We start from the raw sequence: 17,901 nt of genomic DNA on the forward strand, positions 1-17,901 counted from the left end.
CTGAGAGTGGCGAATTCAAAGCCGCGGAGAATCGAGCTCGAACCGTTTCATCAAATCATCCTCATCCCATTGTATTTTCCGCGGGTCAGTTCAATGCGCCGCCCGCTGCCAATACCTCGTCCGGCGTATCGACATCGAGCAAGGCTGCGTCGCCAACATCGACATCAAGCACAGGCAATCCTGATGTGGCGATGATATCGCGCGCGCCGACATCGCCTTCAAGTCTCAGGACTGCCTGATTGAGAGAACGTGGCAGGATAACGGGGTTGCCCGGTTTCCCTCGCGAGACCGCGCGCACGACGGCGTCGCCGCCCACATTGCGAAAGGCGGAAATAAGGGCATCGAGATGCGTCGTGGAAATGCCGGGCATATCGGCGAGCATGACGAGAATGCCGTCGGCGCTGTCAGCGCCCCTCGATGAGAATCCTGCCATGAGCGAGCTCGCCATGCCGCTGGCGTAATCGGGATTATCGACGAAAGTCAGAGCGAGCCCATCGAGCGCGGCCTCGATCTCGCTCCGGCAATGACCTGTGACGACGATAACGGAGGCTGCATCCGTACCGAGCGCGGTCAATGTTGACCGCCGCACGAGCGGCACGCCATCGAACTCGGCCAGCAGCTTGTGCTTCCCGCCCTCACCCATCCGGCTTGCCTTGCCGGCAGCAAGAATGACGATCGCGACTGACGCCTTACGCATAAGCCACCAGTCTTGCCGCAGCGATGTCAGCCAGAACCGACAGGGCGAGCGAGGTTGCATCTCGCGTCGGGCCGAACATCCCGATGGGCGCTTTGATGCGACCGATGTCATCCTTTCCGAAAGCCATGGTTGTCAACCGCACGACACGCCGATGATGCGTGCGGCTACTGCCGAGCGCGCCGATATAAAAGGCGGGCGAGTGAAGCGCGGTCTCGAGAATGGCGGCTTCGGCGTCGAGGTCATGATGCAGGAGCACAACGGCCGTGAAGGGGTCGATGATGTCGGCCGCAACCCTGCCCCCCTCGCCCTGTCCTCTGACGATCACGTCGTAGCCGGAAGCCTCGGCCAGTCGTGCGACGGCCTGCGCTTCGATCGTCTGCCCGGAAAGGACGACGCGGGTGCGGGGACGGTAGACGCTCAGGAAATCTCGCTCGAGCCAGCACGCCCGTGACAGTGGGTCTACCGCTTCGAGCGTCTGACGTTCTGGCGAATAGGCAAGACCGGCTGCCTGCCGCCGTTCGAGACGATCGAGAACCTCCCGCAAAGCGCTGACATCTTTGAGGACATGGATTGCGACGGTGATCCCGCCGCCGCAGGGAAGGACAATGTCGAAGAAGGGAGAGCCGTCGCCGAATTTGACCGTGCGGTCCCGTCCTTCCGCCATTGCCAGAAGCGCTTCGGAAGCGACGGCGGCTTCGACACATCCGCCGGAGACATAGCCGCAGAACCGCCCGTCTGCGGCAACCGCCATATGAGCGCCGAGCGCCCGCGCGGCCCCGCCCCGGATGTCAACGAGAGTGGCGAGCGCCGCCACGCCAAGACCATGGGCGTCTATCGCGAAGCGAAGCAGGTCCGACGGATCGTCGGTGGACGAGGCCCTGACGGGAATTGGCGCCGTGATGGGCGCAAGTGTCTGATCCATCGGAAATCCTACAGGAATTGGCGGCGGTCCGCTTTCGAGACCGCCGCCGAAATAATCAGGCCACGTCCGGCAAGCCGCCGATAAGCTTGTCAAGCGTCAGCGGATAGTGCCGAACCCTGACGCCGGTCGCGTTATAGACGGCGTTGGCGATTGCTGCCGCGACGCCGCAAAGGCCAAGCTCGCCGACGCCCTTGGCCTTCATCGGCGAGGACATCGGATCGGTCTCGTCCATGAAGATTACCTCCTGGTGCGGAATGTCGGCATGCACCGCCACTTCGTAGCTGGCGAGATCGTGGTTGACGAAGAAGCCGCGGCGGGTGTCGACCGCCAATTCCTCGGACAGTGCGCCGCCGGCCCCCATCGTCATCGCGCCGATGACCTGGCTGCGGGCGGTGATCGGGTTGAGGATGCGGCCCGCCGCGCAGACTGCGAGCATCCTGCGAATACGGCTTTCTCCCGTAGCAATGTCGACGCCAACCTCCACGAAGTGTGCGCCGAATGTCGATTGCTGATGCGTCTCGGTAAGCTCTCCCCACTTGATGGTGTCCTCGCCGACAAGACCCTCCGGACCGGCGGCTTCGGCAAGAGGCACCGAACGATTGCCCGAGCGGACCGCGCCATTCTCGAAGATGACGTCTTCGGAGTTGAAGCCGAGCTTCTTGGCGATTGCCTCACGCAGCTTGACACAGGCTGCGTAGACGCCGGACGTGGAGGAATTCGCACCGAACTGTCCGCCGGAACCAGCAGAAACCGGAAAACGCGAGTCGCCAAGTTGGACGGCGACCTTGTCGATCGCAACCCCCATCATCTCGGCGGCAGTCTGGGCGATGATCGTGTAGCTGCCGGTCCCGATGTCGGTCATGTCGGTTTCGACAGTCACGACGCCTTCCCGGTCAAGCTTTACCCTTGCTCCTGAAGGAAGGACGAGGTTGTTGCGGAAGGCGGCGGCAACGCCCATGCCGACCAGCCAGTTGCCGTCACGCCTGGAACCGGGCTTCCCCCGGTTACTCCAGCCAAACCGCTCCGCACCGAGCGTGAGGCAGCCGATGAGATTGCGCTGGGAAAAAGGCCGCTGCGGCTTTTCCGGATCGACCTGCGTGTCGTTGACGATCCGAAACTGCACAGGATCGATCCCAACTTTTTCGGCAATCTCGTCGATGGCGATTTCGAGCGCCATCAATCCGGGGGCTTCGCCCGGAGCGCGCATGGCGTTGCCCTCCGGGAGGTCGAGTGTCGCCAGCCGCATCGCGGTCATCCGGTTCGCCCCTGCATAGAGAAGACGGGTCTGATTGACAGCGGTCTCAAGCTGGCCGCCGGGTTGGTCGCCCGACCAGCTTTCGTGCGCTATGGCGGTGATCTTGCCGTCACGCTCGGTTCCAATGCGGATCCGCTGGATCGTCGCCGGCCGGTGGGTGGTGTTGTTCATGAGAAAGGGCCGGGGCAAGGCGACCTTGACGGGCCGCTTTGCCGCACGCGCGCCGACAACGGCCAGCACGGCATCCGCCCGCAGGAACAGCTTGCCGCCGAAGCCGCCGCCGATGAAGGGCGACATGAGGTGGATCTTCTCCTTGTCGATGTCGAGCGTCGTCGCAAGGTCGGAGCGCCACCAGTCGATCATCTGGCTGGAGGTCCAGACGGTCACCTCTTCGCCGTTCCAGGCTGCGATCGATGCGTGCGGCTCCATCATCGCATGTGACTGGTCGGGCGTCGTGTAAGATGCGTCAACAGTGACGGGAGCTGACCTGAAGGCCGCCTCGAAGTCGCCGACCGCTGTATCGGGCTGCTGCGATTCATCCGGCTTGACGGCTGAATCCTTTGCCATGCCGAGATCGAACACACCCTTCTCCTCGGCATAGTCGACCTTGACCAGGGAGGCTGCGGCGCGTGCCTGCTCGAAGGTCTCGGCGACGATGACCGCAATTGCCTGGTGATAGTGCTGAATCTCGTCGCCGCCAAAAAGCTTGGCGGTGTTGAACTTGCCCTTCTTCCGCTCGCCGATGTCGAGCGTCGTCACGACGGCAAGCACACCCGGAGCCCTCTTGGCGGCGGACACGTCCATGGACGTGATGCGGCCCTTGGCGATGGCCGCACCGATGGGATAGCCGTAGGCGTAGGACATATTCGGATCGTGCCACTCATAGGCGTACATCGCGCGGCCGGTCGTCTTGAGCTGGCCGTCGATCCGATGGATCGGCTGACCGACCACCTTCAGATTATCGATCGGGTTGGTTGTCGCTGGCGTATCGAACTGCATGGCTCAACCCCTTGCTTCGGCGATGACCGCGCCGAGCGTGCGCTCGACCAGACGGACCTTGAAACGGTTCTGTTCGGTAGGACGGGCGCCGGCAAGAAGGACGTCTGCCGCCGCGCGCGCACCTTTCGGCAGCTCGGCTTCGGCTGCCTCGATGCGCCATGGCTTATGGGCGATGCCGCCGACGGCGACCCGCCCTGTACCATCCGGCTGGATCACGGCTCCGACCGAGACGAGTGCGAAGGCATAGGAGGCACGGTCTCGCACCTTGCGATAGATGTGCTTGCCGCCGAACGGGGGCGGCAGCAGGACCGCCGTGATAAACTCGCCGCGCTCGAGAACGGTTTCGATATCAGGCGTGTCGCCGGGCAATCGATGAAAGTCGGCGATCGCAATTGCGCGACGACTGCCGTCGGCCTTGACCGTTTCCACGACAGCATCGAGCGCCCGCATGGCGATCGCCATGTCACTCGGATGCGTGGCGATGCAAGCTTCGCTGGTGCCGACGACGGCATGCTGGCGGCTAAAGCCGCCGATGGCCGAACAGCCGCTGCCCGGCTGCCGCTTGTTGCACGGCTGGTTCGGGTCATAGAAATAGGGACAGCGCGTGCGCTGCAGGAGGTTGCCGGCCGTCGTCGCCTTGTTGCGCAGTTGCCCGGAGGCACCCGCGACCAAGGCGCGGGACAACAGACCATAGTCGCGGCGAACAGTCTCGTGCGCTGCAAGATCGGTGTTGCGGACCAAGGCGCCGATGCGCAGCCCGCCCCCCGGCGTGGGCTCGATCTTGTCGAGGCCGAGACCGTTGACGTCGATCAGATGCGTCGGCGTTTCGATCTCGAGCTTCATCAGGTCGAGGAGGTTGGTGCCGCCGGCGATGAATTTGGCTTCAGGATTGGAGGCTGCCGCCTTGGCAGCGGTCTCGACGGATGAGGCACGTTCGTAGGTGAAGGCTCTCATGCTTTTATCCCCGCGACTTCCGAAATGGCATCGATAATGTTGGAATAGGCGCCGCATCGACAGATATTGCCGCTCATGCGCTCGCGGATCTCGGCCGGAGTGACCGCCGCCTCAGCCGTAAGATCGCTGGTGACGTGGCTCGGTATGTTCGCCTTGATCTCTTCCAGCACCGCCACGGAGGAACAGATCTGTCCCGGCGTGCAGTAGCCGCACTGGAAGCCGTCATGCTTGACGAAGGCCGTCTGCATCGGATGAAGGTTTCCAGGCTGGCCGAGGCCCTCGATCGTGGTGATCTGATCGCCTTCGTGCATGACCGCCAGCGTCAGGCAGGAGTTGATGCGGTGGCCGTCGACCATGACGGTGCATGCACCGCACTGGCCGTGGTCGCATCCCTTTTTCGTGCCTGTGAGATGCAGGTTCTCGCGCAACGCGTCGAGCAGCGACGTTCTGTTGTCGACCTCGAGATCGCGGTTCTGACCGTTAACCGTGAAGGAAACTTTCGATGTATAGGCCATGTCATTTCCTGGGGGCTGCGCCGCCGCGGGCGCGACGGCTCCGGTGACCGCAATCGCTGCGGCCGACGAGATAAGTAGATCTCGACGGGAAAGTTCCAGTTGTGTCTGGCTTGGCATGAACTGTTCCACCTTGCTCGTTGGACATGGGCGCGTCAACGCCGTCTGCTGAGGTAGTGCAACTCCGCCTCCTGATTAGACCCCTTCCGTTGCATACGGTTATCGATCTGGCTCATGAATTCCCCGGGCCGCGGTCATAAGATGCCGCGAACCACATCTTCAATGAAGTTGGCTTGAATGTGGAAGCGCCGGCGGAGTAACGCCCGTCGATGCGCGCGAAAAAAAGCAGCGCCATGCGCAAAAAATGATGCTTTTCGGGCTCATCATTATTCCCTACTCCCTATCGAAGCAGGTGACGAAAAGGGATGACCGCATGCCCACGCCGTTTTACTGGAACGAGCTCAATACATATGATTTTGCCGGCCTCTCCCCCGAGACCACGATTGCCGTTCTGCCCATCGCCTCGACGGAACAGCACGGCCCGCATCTGCCGATCTCAACGGATGTCGCCATCGCGACCGGCATGCTGGCGGAGCTGAAGCGGCAGCGGTCGGAGGATCTGGACATCCTGGTCCTTCCGACACAGGAGATCGGCAAGGCCAACGAACACATCTACGGCCCCGGCACGCTGTCGCTCAGTGCAGAGCTGCTCATCCCCGTCTGGACGGCGATTGGCGCAAAGGTTGCCGAAGCCGGGCTGCGGAAGATGGTGATCGTCAATTCCCACGGCGGCAATGTCGACATCATGAGCATCGTCGCGCGCGAACTGCGCGTGCGCCATCAAATGGCGGTGGTCTCCACGCAATGGGGCCGCTTCGGTCACCCCGAAGGCATGGTCAGCGATCACGAGAGCAAATACGGCATCCACGGCGGCGATGTCGAAACATCGTTGATGCTGCACTTCCGCCCCGAGCTGGTGCGCATGGACAAGGCGCAGAACTTTGCCTCCAAGGCCGAAGGGATGCGGCAGCAATCCAAATTTCTTCAGCCTCTGCCGCCGCATTCGCTGGCCTGGATCGCGCATGACCTCAATCCCCTCGGCGTTGTCGGCGATGCCTCGATCGCCACGGCTGAAAAGGGCGAGGCGATCTGCCGCCATCAGGTCAAGGGGTTTGTCGAGCTGCTCCGGGATCTCAAGGCCTATCCGCTTTCGAATCTCTATGTGAAATAGGCTCAGCCGCGGGTTTGACATCCGGTGGGATATGACCCTTGGCCTGCAATTCCTGCACCAGGCCGAGCAGTTCGGCGAGCAGATATTCGACGAAAAGGCTGGTGGCCGCGTCGAGAGGCGCGCGGGCGCGGGCAAACAGCTTCATCTGCTGGTAACGCGCATGCGGCTCGGCGATCGGCCGGAAGACGAGTTCACCGCGCCGGCATTCGGTGATGACGTCGAGCGGATTGAGCAGCGTCAGCCCGGTGCCGCATTTGACGAGCTGCTTCAGCATCTCCGATGCATTGGTTTCCAGCACCGGCTCGACCGAGATCGGCAGGCGCGCAAAAGCAAGGTTGATCACCTCGCGCAGGCTGGTGCCCGGCTGCGCCAGAACCAGTTTTTCCTGGGTGACATCGGCAAGGTTGATCGGCCCGGGACCGATCAGGTGATGCCCTGGCGGCAGCACGACACCGATCGGGATATCGAAATTTCCAAGCGTGCGGATGCCTGGAGTGGCGGGGATGTTGAAGCCGAGACCGATATCCACCTCGCCGGATACAACGGGGCTGGCCGTCGTGCCGCCGGTATCGTTGCGCAACTGGACGAAGACGCGCGGATGCTCTGAAAGAAAGCGCGCGATGATTTCGGGCAGCGGCCCGGCGGCAAGCCCAACGGTCGTCACCATGCGCACCTTGCCGGCCTGCTGCATCTTGAGGCTGCGGATGCGCCCCTCCAGGCGCTCGTAATTCTTCAGCACGTCCCGGATATGTTCGATGCAGAGTTCGCCGGCAGCCGTCAGCCGCAGGCCACGCGGCAACCGCTCGAAAAGCGGCGCCCCGATCTCCTCCTCCAGCGCCAAAATCTGCCTGTTAACCGCCGATGACGCAACATTGAGGCGCGCGGCCGCCTTGCGGATCGAACCGCACCGGGCGATCTCGTTGATGTAAAGAAGGCGTCTGGAGTGCAGCATGGTCTCTCCGATGCATAAATTTTGCGCAGGGCGCACAAATTATTTTCAGCTTTCCGACAGATGCCGAAAAGGCATCAATGCGCACGAATTTTGATGCTTTTCAAAGCGCATGGCAATGGCTCAAATTCCCTCAAAAGGGAGCCACTAAGGTCTCCCTCGGCCACAAAAGGGGAACTGCCGACCATGTTGAAAGCACAGACGAAGATGCAATTCCTGAGCTGCCTCGGCCTCGCCTCGATGCTTGCGGCTGCCTCACCGGCGCTTGCCCTCGACAAGGTGAGCTACGGGACGAACTGGCTTGCCCAGGCGGAGCATGGCGGCTTCTACCAAGCCGTCGCCGACGGCACCTATGCAAAATACGGCCTCGACGTCACCATCGTCCAGGGCGGCCCGAATGCTGCAAACAGCGCCCTATTGATCTCCGGCAAGCTCGATTTCTACATGGGCGGCCCTCAGGGAGAGATATCCGCCGTCGAACAGGGCATTCCGCTGGTCGATGTCGCCGCGATCTTCCAAAAGGATCCGCAGGTACTGATCGCCCATCCGGACAACGGCGTCGACAAGTTCGAGGACCTCGCCAAGCTGAAAACGCTGTTCCTCAGCAAGGACGGCTATCTCACCTATTTCGAGTGGATGAAGGCCAACTTCAAAGGCTTCAAGGACGAGCAGTACAAGCCCTATAACTTCAGTCCCGCCCCCTTCCTCGCAGACAAGGAGTCTGCCCAGCAAGGGTACCTGACCTCCGAACCCTACGAGATCCAGAAGCAGGCAGGCTTCGAGCCAAAGGTCTTCCTGCTCGCCGACAACGGCTACTCACCCTATTCGACGATGATCACGACCACGCAGGCGACGATCGATGGCAAGCCCGACGTCGTGCAGCGCTTCGTCGATGCCTCGATCGAGGGCTGGTACAATTACCTCTACGGCGACAACACCAAGGCGAACGCGCTGATCAAGAAGGACAATCCTGAAATAACGGACGGCCAGATCGCCTATTCGGTCACCAAGATGAAGGAATACGGCATCATCGAATCCGGCGACAGCCTGGACAAGGGCATCGGCTGCATCACCGACGCCCATTACAAGAAGTTCTTCGACGAGATGACTGCTATCAAGGTCTTCAAGACCGACACCGACTATACCAAGGCCTTCACGACGAAGTTCGTCTGCAAGGGCGCCGGAATGGCGCTGAAGAAATAAGCCTCCCAGGCCAGGTCCGCCGCTCGTCTGGCGGCGGACCGCACTCCTTCGATAAATGAGCGAGAAAATGTCCCTAGCCGAAACCAAGGCGGCGCCTTCCAAGGAGGCGAGAAAGCGGCCACTGGTCGTCATGCAGTCGGTGTCGAAGGTCTTTTCCAGCGGCACGACAGCGCTCTCGGGCATGTCGTTGACCGTCGAAAGTGGCGAATTCATCAGCCTGCTTGGCCCCTCCGGCTGCGGCAAGTCCACGGCGCTGCGCATCATCGCCGGCCTTGGCGACATCACCGCGGGCAAGATCGACTGGCCGAGTTCACAGATCAATTCCAAGGGCCTGCCTGAAGGTGATATCGGCTTCGTCTTTCAAGAGCCGACGCTGATGCCGTGGAAGACCGTTTTCGGCAACGTCTACCTGCCGCTGAAACTGCGCGGGATCTCCAAGGCGGAAGCCCGCGGCCGGATCACCGAAGCGCTGGCGACCGTCAGTCTCCAGGATTTCGCCGATGCCTATCCGCGCGAACTCTCCGGGGGCATGAAGATGCGCGTATCGATCGCCCGCGCGCTGGTGACCAAGCCGAAGCTGCTGCTGATGGACGAGCCTTTCGCAGCACTCGACGAGATCACCCGCCAGAAACTCAACGACGACGTGCTGCGGCTGTGGAAGGCGACCGGCATTACGGTGATCTTCGTGACGCATTCGGTGTTTGAATCCGCTTATCTCTCCAACCGGATCGTGGTGATGAAGGCACGGCCTGGCCGCGTGCATGCCGATTTTCCGCTGACCACCAGCCTCGAGCGGGATTCGCATTATCGAACCTCGGAACAATATCGCCACGCCTGCGAAAAGGCGTCCCGTTCGCTGATCGAGGCGATGGAGGGATCGGAGGATCACGGATGAGCGTCGAAAGCATCGAAACCGCCGAAGCCGCATCCCCGCCCGCCTCCCAACCGGCGAACGGCCGGCGGCGTGAGCTGGCGCTGCGCATCGCCGTGCCTTTCCTGGTCATCACCGTTCTCATCATCGCCTGGGAGCTTTACGTGGTGTTCTCGGGCGTTCCGCCATACATCCTGCCCGGTCCCGGCGCGGTGGCTGCGGCCTTCATCAATGATTGGGGCACGCTGGCGCCGGCCCTCTGGGTCACGACCAAGATCACGTTCATCTCGCTGATGCTGGCGCTGATTGGCGGCGTGGGGTTTGCAATCTTCCTGGTGCAATCGCGCTGGATCGAGATCGCCTTCTATCCGCTCGCCGTTATTCTGCAGGTGACGCCGATCGTGGCGATCTCGCCGCTGATCCTGATCTACGCTCCCTCCACGCAGGTCGCGCTTCTCATATGCGCCTTCCTCGTCGCGTTCTTCCCGATCCTGTCGAACATGGTGCAGGGCCTGAAGAGCGTCGACCATAATCTGATCAACCTCTTTGAGCTTTACGGCGCCTCGCGCTGGCAGACGCTGCTCTTTCTCAAACTGCCTGCCGCCCAGCCCTATTTCATGACCGGTCTTCGCATCGGCGGCGGCCTCGCACTGATCGCCGCCGTCGTCGCCGAATTTGCCGCAGGATCCGCCGGTGCCGGCTCCGGCCTCGCCTTCCGCCTGCTCGAAGCGCAGTACCGGATGAACATCCCGCGGCTCTTCGCCGCCCTCTTGATGCTCTCCATGCTTGGCGTAGCGATCTTCGGCCTCACCACCCTCATTGCCTGGCTGAGCCTTCATCGCTGGCATGAAAGCAGCATCAAACGGGAAAACTAATGACCTATTCCTTCATATCCCCGCCGAATGCGGCCCGCTTCGTGTTGAGCAACGCGACAGTGCCCGCCGTCACCGTCGAGCATGTCGACGTGCCGGTCACCGAAGGGCTGGCCACGGTCGATATCGTCATCAGCGACGGCATGGTTGCCGCCATTCGGCCGGCCGGCGCCGCACCCGCCGATTATGCCAGGATCGATCTCAAGGACGGCATGGTCTGGCCGTGCTTTGCCGATATCCATACTCATCTCGACAAAGGCCATATCTGGCCGCGCCAGGCCAATCCCGACGGCAGCTTCATGGGCGCGCTCGATGCCGTCAGGGCCGACCGGGAAGCAAACTGGTCGGCCGCAGACGTCAAACGGCGCATGGAATTCTCGCTCCGCTCCGCCTATGCCCATGGCACCAGCCTGATCCGTACGCACCTGGACTCGCTTGCGCCACAGCATCGCATCTCCTTCGAGGTTTTTGCCGAAATCCGGGATGCCTGGAAAGACAGGATCGCACTGCAGGCGGTCGCCCTCTTCCCGCTGGATGCCTTGGGGGACAGCGCCTTCTTTGCCGATCTCGTCACAACAATCCGACAGAACGGCGGCCTGCTTGGCGGCGTCACCAGGATGGGGCCGGAGCTCGTCTGGCAGCTCGACACGCTCTTCAGGACTGCCTGGGAGCATGGCCTTGATGTCGATCTGCATGTCGACGAGACGGATGATCGCGGCGCCGAGACGCTAAAGGCAATCGCCGAGGCCGTACTGCGCAACGGGTTCGAGGGCAAGGTGACCGCCGGCCATTGCTGCTCGCTCGCCCGCCAGGACGAAGACACCGCCGCGCGCACCGTTGAATTGGTCGCCAAGGCAGGTGTCGCGGTCATCGCGCTGCCGATGTGCAACATGTATCTGCAGGACCGCTATCCCGGCCGCACCCCGCGCTGGCGCGGCGTCACCCTGTTCAAGGAGCTGGCCGCCGCCGGTGTCGCGACCGCAGTCGCATCCGACAATACCCGTGATCCCTTCTATGCCTATGGCGACCTCGATCCGGTGGAGGTCTTCCGCGAGGCCGTGCGGATTCTGCATCTCGATCACCCGCTCGATACCGCCGCCCGTGTCGTCACCACCTCGCCCGCCGCCATCGTCGGGCGACCGGACAAGGGTCGCATCGCCGCCGGCGATCCGGCCGATCTCGTGCTCTTCAGCGCGCGGCGCTGGAGTGAATTCCTGTCCCGTCCGCAGTCTGACCGCGTCGTGCTTCGCCGCGGCAAGGTGATCGACCGCAGCCTGCCGGACTACCGTGAACTCGATAACGTCGTTGGAGCCTGACATGGCCGATTATCAAAAGATCAAAAAGGAACTCGAAGGCATCGCCGTCGAGGATAATCCGGCGCTGGTTCGCCAGAAGAGCCGGGATTTCTACTGGTATTCGCCTGTACTCAAAGCTCAGCTCGACAATGTGACGGCCGATCTCGTCGTTACGCCGAAGACCGAGGAAGAGGTCATCCGGACGCTGAAGGTCGCCTATGCCCATGGCGTGCCGGTCACGCCGCGCGGCGCCGGCACCGGCAATTACGGCCAGGCCATGCCGCTTTCCGGCGGCATCGTTCTCAATCTTGCAGCCATGGACAAGATCAAGGAGATCCAGCCTGGCCGCGTCATCTGCGAACCGGGCATCGTGCTTGCCCAACTCGACAAGCAGACCAAGGCCCATTCCGGCCAGGAGCTGCGCTTCCATCCCTCCACCGCCCAGACGGCGACGGTCGGCGGCTTTATCGCCGGCGGTTCCGGCGGCGTCGGCTCGATCACCTGGGGCGGCTTGCGCGACCTCGGCAATATATTGCGCCTGCGTGTCGTCACCATGGAGGCCGAACCGCGCGTCCTCGATCTTACCGGCTGGGATCTCCAGAAGGTAAGCCACGCCTACGGCACCAACGGCATCATCACCGAGATCGAGATGCCGCTTGCACCTGCCTATGACTGGGTCGATGTGCTCGTCGGTTATGACGACTTCATGGAAGCGGTGCGCTTCTCCGATGCGCTGGCGAAATGCAACGGCATTCTCGTCAAGGAGATCGCGCCGATCGCCGCTCCCATTCCTTACGACTATTTCACCCGCCACAAGCCCTACATCCGTCAAGGCCAGTCGATCGTCGTGCTGATGATCGCGCCGCACTCCATGGATGCCTTTCTTGCCTTCACGGCGGCGCAGAAGGGCGAGATCATGTTCCGCTCCGACAAGGTGGAAAGCATGCGCGGCATCCCGCATGCCTATGAGCTTGCCTGGAACCACACGACATTGCGTGCGCTGAAGGTCGATCCGAGCTTCACCTATCTGCAGGTGCAATATCCGGGACCGGATCATGTCGCCAAGGTTCGGAAGATGGTCGAAATCTTCGGTGACGAAGTACCGGGTCATCTCGAATTCATCAAATTCGACGGCCAGATCCAGTGCTCCGGGCTGCCACTGGTGCGCTATACCACCGAGGAGCGGTTGGAAGAGATCATCAAGATCCATCAGGACAATGGTTGCCCGATCTTCAACCCGCACCGCTATACGCTTGAAGAAGGCGGCATGAAGCGCACCGACGCGGTGCAGCTCGCCTTCAAGCAGGAAACCGATCCGAAGGGCCTGCTCAATCCCGGCAAGATGATTGCGTGGGACAATCCCGATTTCGATTTCAACGCCGGCAACAACTATCTCTTCCCGGGCCTGGCAGCCGTCATGGAGGCTTCATGAGGGTTCTTGTCCTCCACTCTCACCCGGTCGAGGAAAGTTACGGCAAGGCGCTTTACCGGCAGACCGTCAAGAGCCTTGAGAAGGCCGGGCATATTGTGGACGCCTGCGACCTCTATGAAGAGCAGTTCGATCCGGTGCTCTCACGCCACGACCGGCTCGTCTATCACGACTATCCGGAAAACCTGAAGCTGGTGGGATCGCACGTCGAACGGTTGAAGGCGGCCGAGGGGCTGGTGATCTGCACCCCGATCTGGAATTTTGGCTTTCCGGCGATCCTGAAGGGATATTTCGACCGCGTCTGGCTGCCGGGCGTCTCCTTCGAGCTGGTTAACGGCAAGGTGGAATCGCGGCTGCGCCACATCCGCAAGCTCGCAGCCGTCCTGACTTACGGCGCAACGCCCTTCCGGGCCTTCGCCGCCGGCAACCCGCCAAAGAAAATCGTCAAGCGCGTGCTGAGGGCGCAGATCAATCCGGTGAGGCCGGTGACGTTCCTCGCCCATTACGACATGAACAATTGCACGCCGGAGACGCGGTCAAAATTCCTCGCCCGCGTCGGAGGCGCGATGGAGCGATTCTAGAAAATTTTCGCAGCCGTCACTTCGACCTCGACGAGGAATTCCGAGCGGGTAAAGCCGCCGATAACGAGCAAGGTGGAAACCGGCTTCGGATCGAGCGTATAGCGATCCCGCACGGCCATATAGGCCGGGAAATCCTCGCGGCGGGTGACGAAGCCCGAAATGCGGATGACGTCGGCAAAACTCATCTCCGCCTCTTCCAGGATCGCCTTGATCGCCTCGAAGCAGAGTTCCGCCTGAGCCGTGATGTCGCTCGGAACAGTATCGTCGAGACCGATACCCAGCTGGCCCGAGGTGACGAGCAGCGCTGCGCCGGGCGGCACCAGCAGGCCGTGATTGTAATTCCCAAAAGGCCGGCGCACCGAGGCCGGATTGAAGATCTTCTTCATCGATCGCTCTAAAATTCCTATAGGTCCGTAGATCCCGCGACCCTACAGGATGCGGCGGGATATGAGAATATCGCTGCCGCTCATGATAAGTTGCGAGGAATGATGTGGGACAACCCGCCGCGGAGGGGCCGAGGATCGTCCAGGCGCCAGTTCAATATCCACGGTACTTAGTCTGATGTCCGCCGCGCTTCATCTTTGTATCACGCGCCGCGAGGCGACCAAGTGGATGGGGCTGTTGCCTTCAAAGGCTCGTCCGCTGCGCTGCCCGTCCGCCGCGCCTCTGTCGCCGTCCAATTGAAACTGATTGACCAGATCCCGCAGCCGGCCTGCCTCGGAGGACAATGAGGCAACGGCAGCTGTCGATTGTTCGACCATCGCTGCATTTTGCTGGGTCGCTTGGTCCATCTGATTGACGGCCGTGTTGATCTCGGCAAGTCCAATCGATTGCTCGCGCGCCGATGTGGCAATCGCATCCATGAGTTGGTTAATCTGTATGACGTATTCACCGATCGACTTGAGCGACGTTCCGGTTTCGAGAACCAATTTCACGCCATTTTCCACATCAGTTGACGACTTTTGAATAAAGCCCTTGATCTCCTTGGCCGCTTGAGCGGCGCGCTGGGCGAGCTCACGGACTTCCTGGGCGACAACGGCAAAACCCTTGCCCGCCTCACCCGCACGGGCAGCCTCAACGCCAGCATTCAGCGCCAGGAGGTTCGTCTGGAAGGCGATTTCATCGATTGCACCAATGATGTTCGAAATCTGCTGTGAACTGTCTTCGATGCGGCGCATGGCCTGTTCCGCCTCAGAGACGACCGTTGCCGACCGCTGGGCACTGATATCGGCTTCTTTGGCCACGTTGCGTGCCTCGTCGGTGCGTTTGGTCGACATCGTCACATTCGAGGTGATCTCGTCCAAGGCTGCAGCCGTCTCCTCGAGAGAGGCAGCTTGTTGTTCAGTGCGTTTGGAAAGATCCTGCGCGGCAGATGCAATTTCACCGGTACCATTGTCGATGCTGTGTACCGTCTCGAGCACGGCCCCGATGGTCGCACCCAATTGCCGGAGCGAAGCGTTGAAGTCTTCGCGCAAGGCTTCGTATTCGGCCGCAAATTGCTCCGAAAGCTGGAAGGAAATGTCGCCTGCTGCAAGCCGCCGGAGGCCTCCGCCCAAAGTCGTGGTCGCGAAGCGCAACTGTTCTGCCTCGCGTTCGGCGCGCTGTTGGGCTGCGGCGCGCGCTGCTTCGCTCTCGCTGCGGGATTCGGCGGCTTCCTTCTCCAGCCTGACGACGTTTAGGGCATTCTGACGGAAGATTTCAACCGCGCCGGCCATTTCGCCGACTTCGTCGGTGCGACCGGCATAGGGAATATCACTGTCGAGATCGCCATCCGACAAGCGCCTCATGGCCGAAGCGATGCTTCGGATTGGGTTAGCAATGCCCGATATCGCAAAGAATATGCCGGCAACGGCAAGAAGCACGGCCAGCGTTGCGATCGTAGCCGTCAGCATGAAAGCGGATTGTGCGGAAGCACCGCTCGCGGCCACGAAACCTTCGGCCTGGCCGAGAATGAAGGCGACCAGATCTGCAACCGCCTTGTTCATCAGCTCGGCTTGTGGCTCCATATTTTCCTTGAAGAGACGGATTGCTTCAGGCGTCTTCCCGTCATTTTCAGACGCGATCATTTGCTCTGCAAGCGCGCGATATTTGGCGAGTTCCGGCTTGATCTGATTGATCAGTTCGCGCCCCCGCTCGGTGCGGACGCCTTTTTCGTATTCGCCAACAACTGTGTCGAGCGCGGCGCCGGCTGCATCGATTTTTTGCTGTCCGACATTCCGCTCCTCCGCTGTATTCTCCAGGAGATACTGGGCATAGACCAATTTCAAGTCGAGGAAGTCATCCTTGATCTCCCGGGCCGTCACAAGCCGCTGCATCCAGAAGGTCCCGATCTGCTCGGTATTGGCACGAAGTGTCGAAATCGTGCTCAGCGAGATATAGGACAGGCCAACCATGAACAGACTGATGATCGACAGCTTTAAGATCAGGGCTTGTTTGATGCTCGGGCGCTTCATGCGGGTCTCCTCGAAGGTCTGGAACGACCGGCATGCCGGCTGATGCAAGATCTCGCGCCAGATTCAATAATTTAGTATTAACTAAACAATGATCCCGCTCTTTTTCCTGGAATCTTCTGAGCAGATCCATACTTCCGCGATTAATTAAACGACATGCGACTTAAAGTTCCTGGAAATCCAAGGAAATAGCAGCCATGGCGAGCGAAAATGGGAGCGCCATCAGGTCTCGGTACCAGGAATGAATCGGTCGTCATTGACCCGGCTTTGGACATCAATCGCCGTCAGGGCAACGTCGATCCGCTCACGCAGCCGTCCTGCCGTCCGCGACGAGAGATCCTGACGGGCAAGGCGGAGCTCTGCCGATCGATCATGGGGCTTTGCCAGATTGGCTTTCAGAACCTGAGGTTATCGAAGCGGGCGCCCCGGCGATCGAAGACCTGCCGGTGTTCGGCTATGTCGAAGCCGATGTCGTGACCGCGTTGATGGCCTTGAAGCCGCACCCGCCGGGCGCCGTCGAGATCGCGCTGATTGCGACGCGACCCGAATATCACGGTCGCGGCGCCGGACGCCATCTCGTCGATGCGGCAGAACGTTTCGGCCACGAAACGGGTGCGCGGCTGCTGACGGTCAAGACGCTCGCCCCGCGCGGCCGCGACGAACCGCAGTTCGAGGCGACGCGGCGCTTCTATGACCGGAACGGCTTCGTGCGGGCTGAGGTCTTTGCAAAGCTCTGGCACGAGGACCATCCATGCCTGTTCATGGTCAAGCCGCTCGCTGGTGTCCAGGTAGGTGAGGCTACGCTTTGAGACGACGGGATTTTCTGCTTGGCGCGCATTTGCAATAACTGGCGCGCAGGGCACCCGTCTCTGCGCGCGGTGGACGATAGGAGCTAGTGGCGCCCCTCCGGCAGCGGGCAGGCTTCGCCGCAGCCGCCGACGCCCGGCAGGTTATAGCGCAGGCAGCAGACTTTCCGGCGCACGAATTCGAGCCCGCATTGCTGGCGCGCAATGCGGATCATGCCGAACATCGGGTTGCGCTCGCCGCCCGGCCATTGAGCTTCTTCCAGCAGCGCCAGGCCACCTTCGACGAGGAGGGGCTCATGGCGATGAGCGATCTCCTTCAGAATCCAGGAGAGATAGGCCGCGACATTGTTCCAGAGAAGCTTCGGCGCGACTCCGGCATTGGCGGCGATCGCCGCGATGACGGGCTCGGCGTGACCGACCATCAGCCGGTGAAGCTCGCCGGCCGGGTCAGTCGTCACCTCGGGCCTGCCGGACATCACGAATGCTTCCGGTTCGCCTGTCTGGTCGGTACAGACGAGCGATAGGCGGTCGATCTCTAGCGGCAGCCCGATGTGGTGCACGAACAAATGGACGCTGGGGGCGATGGTCAGCATGCTGAAGTAGTAGAGCGTCCACATCGAGACGATCGCACGACGGTCGCTGCCGGGAAATTTTTGCGCATACCGGCCAATGATCTCGTCGAAGATCGCCCGGTCGCAAAGATCTCTGCAGGAAACGACGATACCCGTCTGCGGCGGGGAATCGAGCAGCTTGCCGCGGCAATAAGAGAACGGTCCGTCGCCCACCAGTCCGTCGAGGTTGACGGTCTGGTGGGCGACAGGATGGTCAGCGATCAAGGTCGGGCGCTGGAGCGCCCCGTTTGTCTCCATTGCCGT

At 61.4% G+C, this 17,901-nt stretch carries 16 protein-coding genes and 1 pseudogene; 8 read left to right on the top strand and 9 right to left on the bottom strand.

The genetic code is table 11. The features are described from left to right. Positions 1-85: 85 nt before the first annotated feature. The 5 genes from ACM5SV_RS24580 to paoA are packed head-to-tail and all read right to left on the bottom strand — an operon-like array spanning position 86 to position 5,471. Entirely contained in the window at positions 86-697 is a 612-nt protein-coding gene (locus ACM5SV_RS24580; protein WP_017996131.1) for a nucleotidyltransferase family protein, read from the bottom strand. Next, positions 690-1,619: an XdhC family protein gene (locus ACM5SV_RS24585; RefSeq protein WP_017996130.1), complete on the bottom strand. Its 930-nt coding sequence runs from the start codon at positions 1,617-1,619 to the stop codon at positions 690-692. The genes ACM5SV_RS24580 and ACM5SV_RS24585 overlap by 8 nt, the downstream gene beginning before the upstream one ends. Positions 1,620-1,674: 55 nt before the next feature. Beyond that, positions 1,675-3,873: an aldehyde oxidoreductase molybdenum-binding subunit PaoC gene (gene paoC / locus ACM5SV_RS24590; protein ID WP_128438801.1), complete on the bottom strand. Its 2,199-nt coding sequence runs from the start codon at positions 3,871-3,873 to the stop codon at positions 1,675-1,677. 3 nt (positions 3,874-3,876) lie between these two features. After that, the gene (locus ACM5SV_RS24595) at positions 3,877-4,827 is read right to left on the bottom strand and encodes an FAD binding domain-containing protein (protein WP_012755145.1); all 951 of its coding nucleotides are present in this window, start codon (positions 4,825-4,827) and stop codon (positions 3,877-3,879) included. After that, positions 4,824-5,471 (bottom strand): aldehyde dehydrogenase iron-sulfur subunit PaoA, encoded by a 648-nt coding sequence (gene paoA / locus ACM5SV_RS24600; RefSeq protein WP_128438861.1) that lies wholly within the window; start codon positions 5,469-5,471, stop codon positions 4,824-4,826. Before paoA ends, ACM5SV_RS24595 begins: the two co-directional genes overlap by 4 nt. 232 nt (positions 5,472-5,703) lie before the next feature. Between paoA and ACM5SV_RS24605 the strand changes: the two genes are divergently transcribed. Then, on the top strand, positions 5,704-6,570 hold the full coding sequence (locus ACM5SV_RS24605) for a creatininase family protein (RefSeq protein WP_221963608.1): 867 nt from the start codon (positions 5,704-5,706) through the stop codon (positions 6,568-6,570). Here ACM5SV_RS24605 and ACM5SV_RS24610 read toward each other — a convergent pair. Further along, on the bottom strand, positions 6,533-7,522 hold the full coding sequence (locus ACM5SV_RS24610) for a LysR family transcriptional regulator (RefSeq protein ID WP_003562367.1): 990 nt from the start codon (positions 7,520-7,522) through the stop codon (positions 6,533-6,535). The genes ACM5SV_RS24605 and ACM5SV_RS24610 overlap by 38 nt on opposite strands. A 183-nt stretch (positions 7,523-7,705) precedes the next feature. Here ACM5SV_RS24610 and ACM5SV_RS24615 point away from each other — a divergent pair, with 183 nt between their 5' ends. The 6 genes from ACM5SV_RS24615 to ACM5SV_RS24640 all read left to right on the top strand — a co-directional run bounded on the left by ACM5SV_RS24615 (position 7,706) and on the right by ACM5SV_RS24640 (position 13,770). Then, positions 7,706-8,722 (top strand): ABC transporter substrate-binding protein, encoded by a 1,017-nt coding sequence (locus ACM5SV_RS24615; RefSeq protein WP_017996127.1) that lies wholly within the window; start codon positions 7,706-7,708, stop codon positions 8,720-8,722. A gap of 67 nt (positions 8,723-8,789) precedes the next feature. Next, on the top strand, positions 8,790-9,617 hold the full coding sequence (locus tag ACM5SV_RS24620; RefSeq protein WP_419425432.1) for an ABC transporter ATP-binding protein: 828 nt from the start codon (positions 8,790-8,792) through the stop codon (positions 9,615-9,617). Further along, positions 9,614-10,468 (top strand): ABC transporter permease, encoded by an 855-nt coding sequence (locus tag ACM5SV_RS24625; RefSeq protein ID WP_221974515.1) that lies wholly within the window; start codon positions 9,614-9,616, stop codon positions 10,466-10,468. The genes ACM5SV_RS24620 and ACM5SV_RS24625 overlap by 4 nt, the downstream gene beginning before the upstream one ends. Then, positions 10,468-11,781, top strand: coding sequence for a cytosine deaminase (locus tag ACM5SV_RS24630; protein WP_221974516.1), 1,314 nt, complete (start codon positions 10,468-10,470; stop codon positions 11,779-11,781). Before ACM5SV_RS24625 ends, ACM5SV_RS24630 begins: the two co-directional genes overlap by 1 nt. A gap of 1 nt (position 11,782) precedes the next feature. Then, positions 11,783-13,192: an FAD-binding oxidoreductase gene (locus ACM5SV_RS24635; protein ID WP_221974517.1), complete on the top strand. Its 1,410-nt coding sequence runs from the start codon at positions 11,783-11,785 to the stop codon at positions 13,190-13,192. Then, the gene (locus ACM5SV_RS24640) at positions 13,189-13,770 is read left to right on the top strand and encodes an NAD(P)H-dependent oxidoreductase (RefSeq protein WP_221974518.1); all 582 of its coding nucleotides are present in this window, start codon (positions 13,189-13,191) and stop codon (positions 13,768-13,770) included. Before ACM5SV_RS24635 ends, ACM5SV_RS24640 begins: the two co-directional genes overlap by 4 nt. On the opposite strand, the gene ACM5SV_RS24645 is transcribed toward ACM5SV_RS24640, so the two are convergent. Together ACM5SV_RS24645 and ACM5SV_RS24650 are read right to left on the bottom strand one after the other, a co-directional pair. Then, positions 13,767-14,156 carry a RidA family protein gene (locus ACM5SV_RS24645; RefSeq protein WP_221974519.1) on the bottom strand — a complete coding sequence of 130 codons (390 nt, stop codon included), beginning with the start codon at positions 14,154-14,156 and terminating at the stop codon, positions 13,767-13,769. The genes ACM5SV_RS24640 and ACM5SV_RS24645 overlap by 4 nt on opposite strands. Positions 14,157-14,345: 189 nt before the next feature. Next, positions 14,346-16,223 carry a HAMP domain-containing methyl-accepting chemotaxis protein gene (locus tag ACM5SV_RS24650; protein WP_017996121.1) on the bottom strand — a complete coding sequence of 626 codons (1,878 nt, stop codon included), beginning with the start codon at positions 16,221-16,223 and terminating at the stop codon, positions 14,346-14,348. Between the two features lie 369 nt (positions 16,224-16,592). On the opposite strand from ACM5SV_RS24650, the pseudogene ACM5SV_RS24655 reads away from it, so the two are divergent. Continuing rightward, positions 16,593-17,029: pseudogene (locus tag ACM5SV_RS24655) on the top strand (GNAT family N-acetyltransferase). An 83-nt stretch (positions 17,030-17,112) separates the two neighbouring features. Here the strand turns inward: ACM5SV_RS24655 and fhuF are convergent. After that, positions 17,113-17,895 (bottom strand): siderophore-iron reductase FhuF, encoded by a 783-nt coding sequence (gene fhuF, locus ACM5SV_RS24660; protein WP_221990593.1) that lies wholly within the window; start codon positions 17,893-17,895, stop codon positions 17,113-17,115. Positions 17,896-17,901 lie beyond the last annotated feature (6 nt).

The sequence above is a fragment of the Rhizobium sp. CRRU65 genome (genome assembly GCF_048551595.1).
In the GTDB taxonomy this organism is placed as follows: Bacteria; Pseudomonadota; Alphaproteobacteria; order Rhizobiales; family Rhizobiaceae; genus Rhizobium; species Rhizobium leguminosarum_J.

Coding starts and splice junctions, on each gene's coding strand:
- ACM5SV_RS24585 (WP_017996130.1), bottom strand. CDS start 1,619: ATGGATCAGACACTTGCGCCCATCACGGCGCCAATTCCCGTCAGGGCC.
- ACM5SV_RS24635 (WP_221974517.1), top strand. CDS start 11,783: ATGGCCGATTATCAAAAGATCAAAAAGGAACTCGAAGGCATCGCCGTC.
- ACM5SV_RS24605 (WP_221963608.1), top strand. CDS start 5,704: ATGATGCTTTTCGGGCTCATCATTATTCCCTACTCCCTATCGAAGCAG.
- paoC (WP_128438801.1), bottom strand. CDS start 3,873: ATGCAGTTCGATACGCCAGCGACAACCAACCCGATCGATAATCTGAAG.
- ACM5SV_RS24630 (WP_221974516.1), top strand. CDS start 10,468: ATGACCTATTCCTTCATATCCCCGCCGAATGCGGCCCGCTTCGTGTTG.
- fhuF (WP_221990593.1), bottom strand. CDS start 17,895: ATGGAGACAAACGGGGCGCTCCAGCGCCCGACCTTGATCGCTGACCAT.
- ACM5SV_RS24595 (WP_012755145.1), bottom strand. CDS start 4,827: ATGAGAGCCTTCACCTACGAACGTGCCTCATCCGTCGAGACCGCTGCC.
- ACM5SV_RS24580 (WP_017996131.1), bottom strand. CDS start 697: ATGCGTAAGGCGTCAGTCGCGATCGTCATTCTTGCTGCCGGCAAGGCA.
- ACM5SV_RS24625 (WP_221974515.1), top strand. CDS start 9,614: ATGAGCGTCGAAAGCATCGAAACCGCCGAAGCCGCATCCCCGCCCGCC.
- ACM5SV_RS24620 (WP_419425432.1), top strand. CDS start 8,790: ATGTCCCTAGCCGAAACCAAGGCGGCGCCTTCCAAGGAGGCGAGAAAG.
- ACM5SV_RS24645 (WP_221974519.1), bottom strand. CDS start 14,156: ATGAAGAAGATCTTCAATCCGGCCTCGGTGCGCCGGCCTTTTGGGAAT.
- ACM5SV_RS24610 (WP_003562367.1), bottom strand. CDS start 7,522: ATGCTGCACTCCAGACGCCTTCTTTACATCAACGAGATCGCCCGGTGC.
- ACM5SV_RS24650 (WP_017996121.1), bottom strand. CDS start 16,223: ATGAAGCGCCCGAGCATCAAACAAGCCCTGATCTTAAAGCTGTCGATC.
- ACM5SV_RS24640 (WP_221974518.1), top strand. CDS start 13,189: ATGAGGGTTCTTGTCCTCCACTCTCACCCGGTCGAGGAAAGTTACGGC.
- ACM5SV_RS24615 (WP_017996127.1), top strand. CDS start 7,706: ATGTTGAAAGCACAGACGAAGATGCAATTCCTGAGCTGCCTCGGCCTC.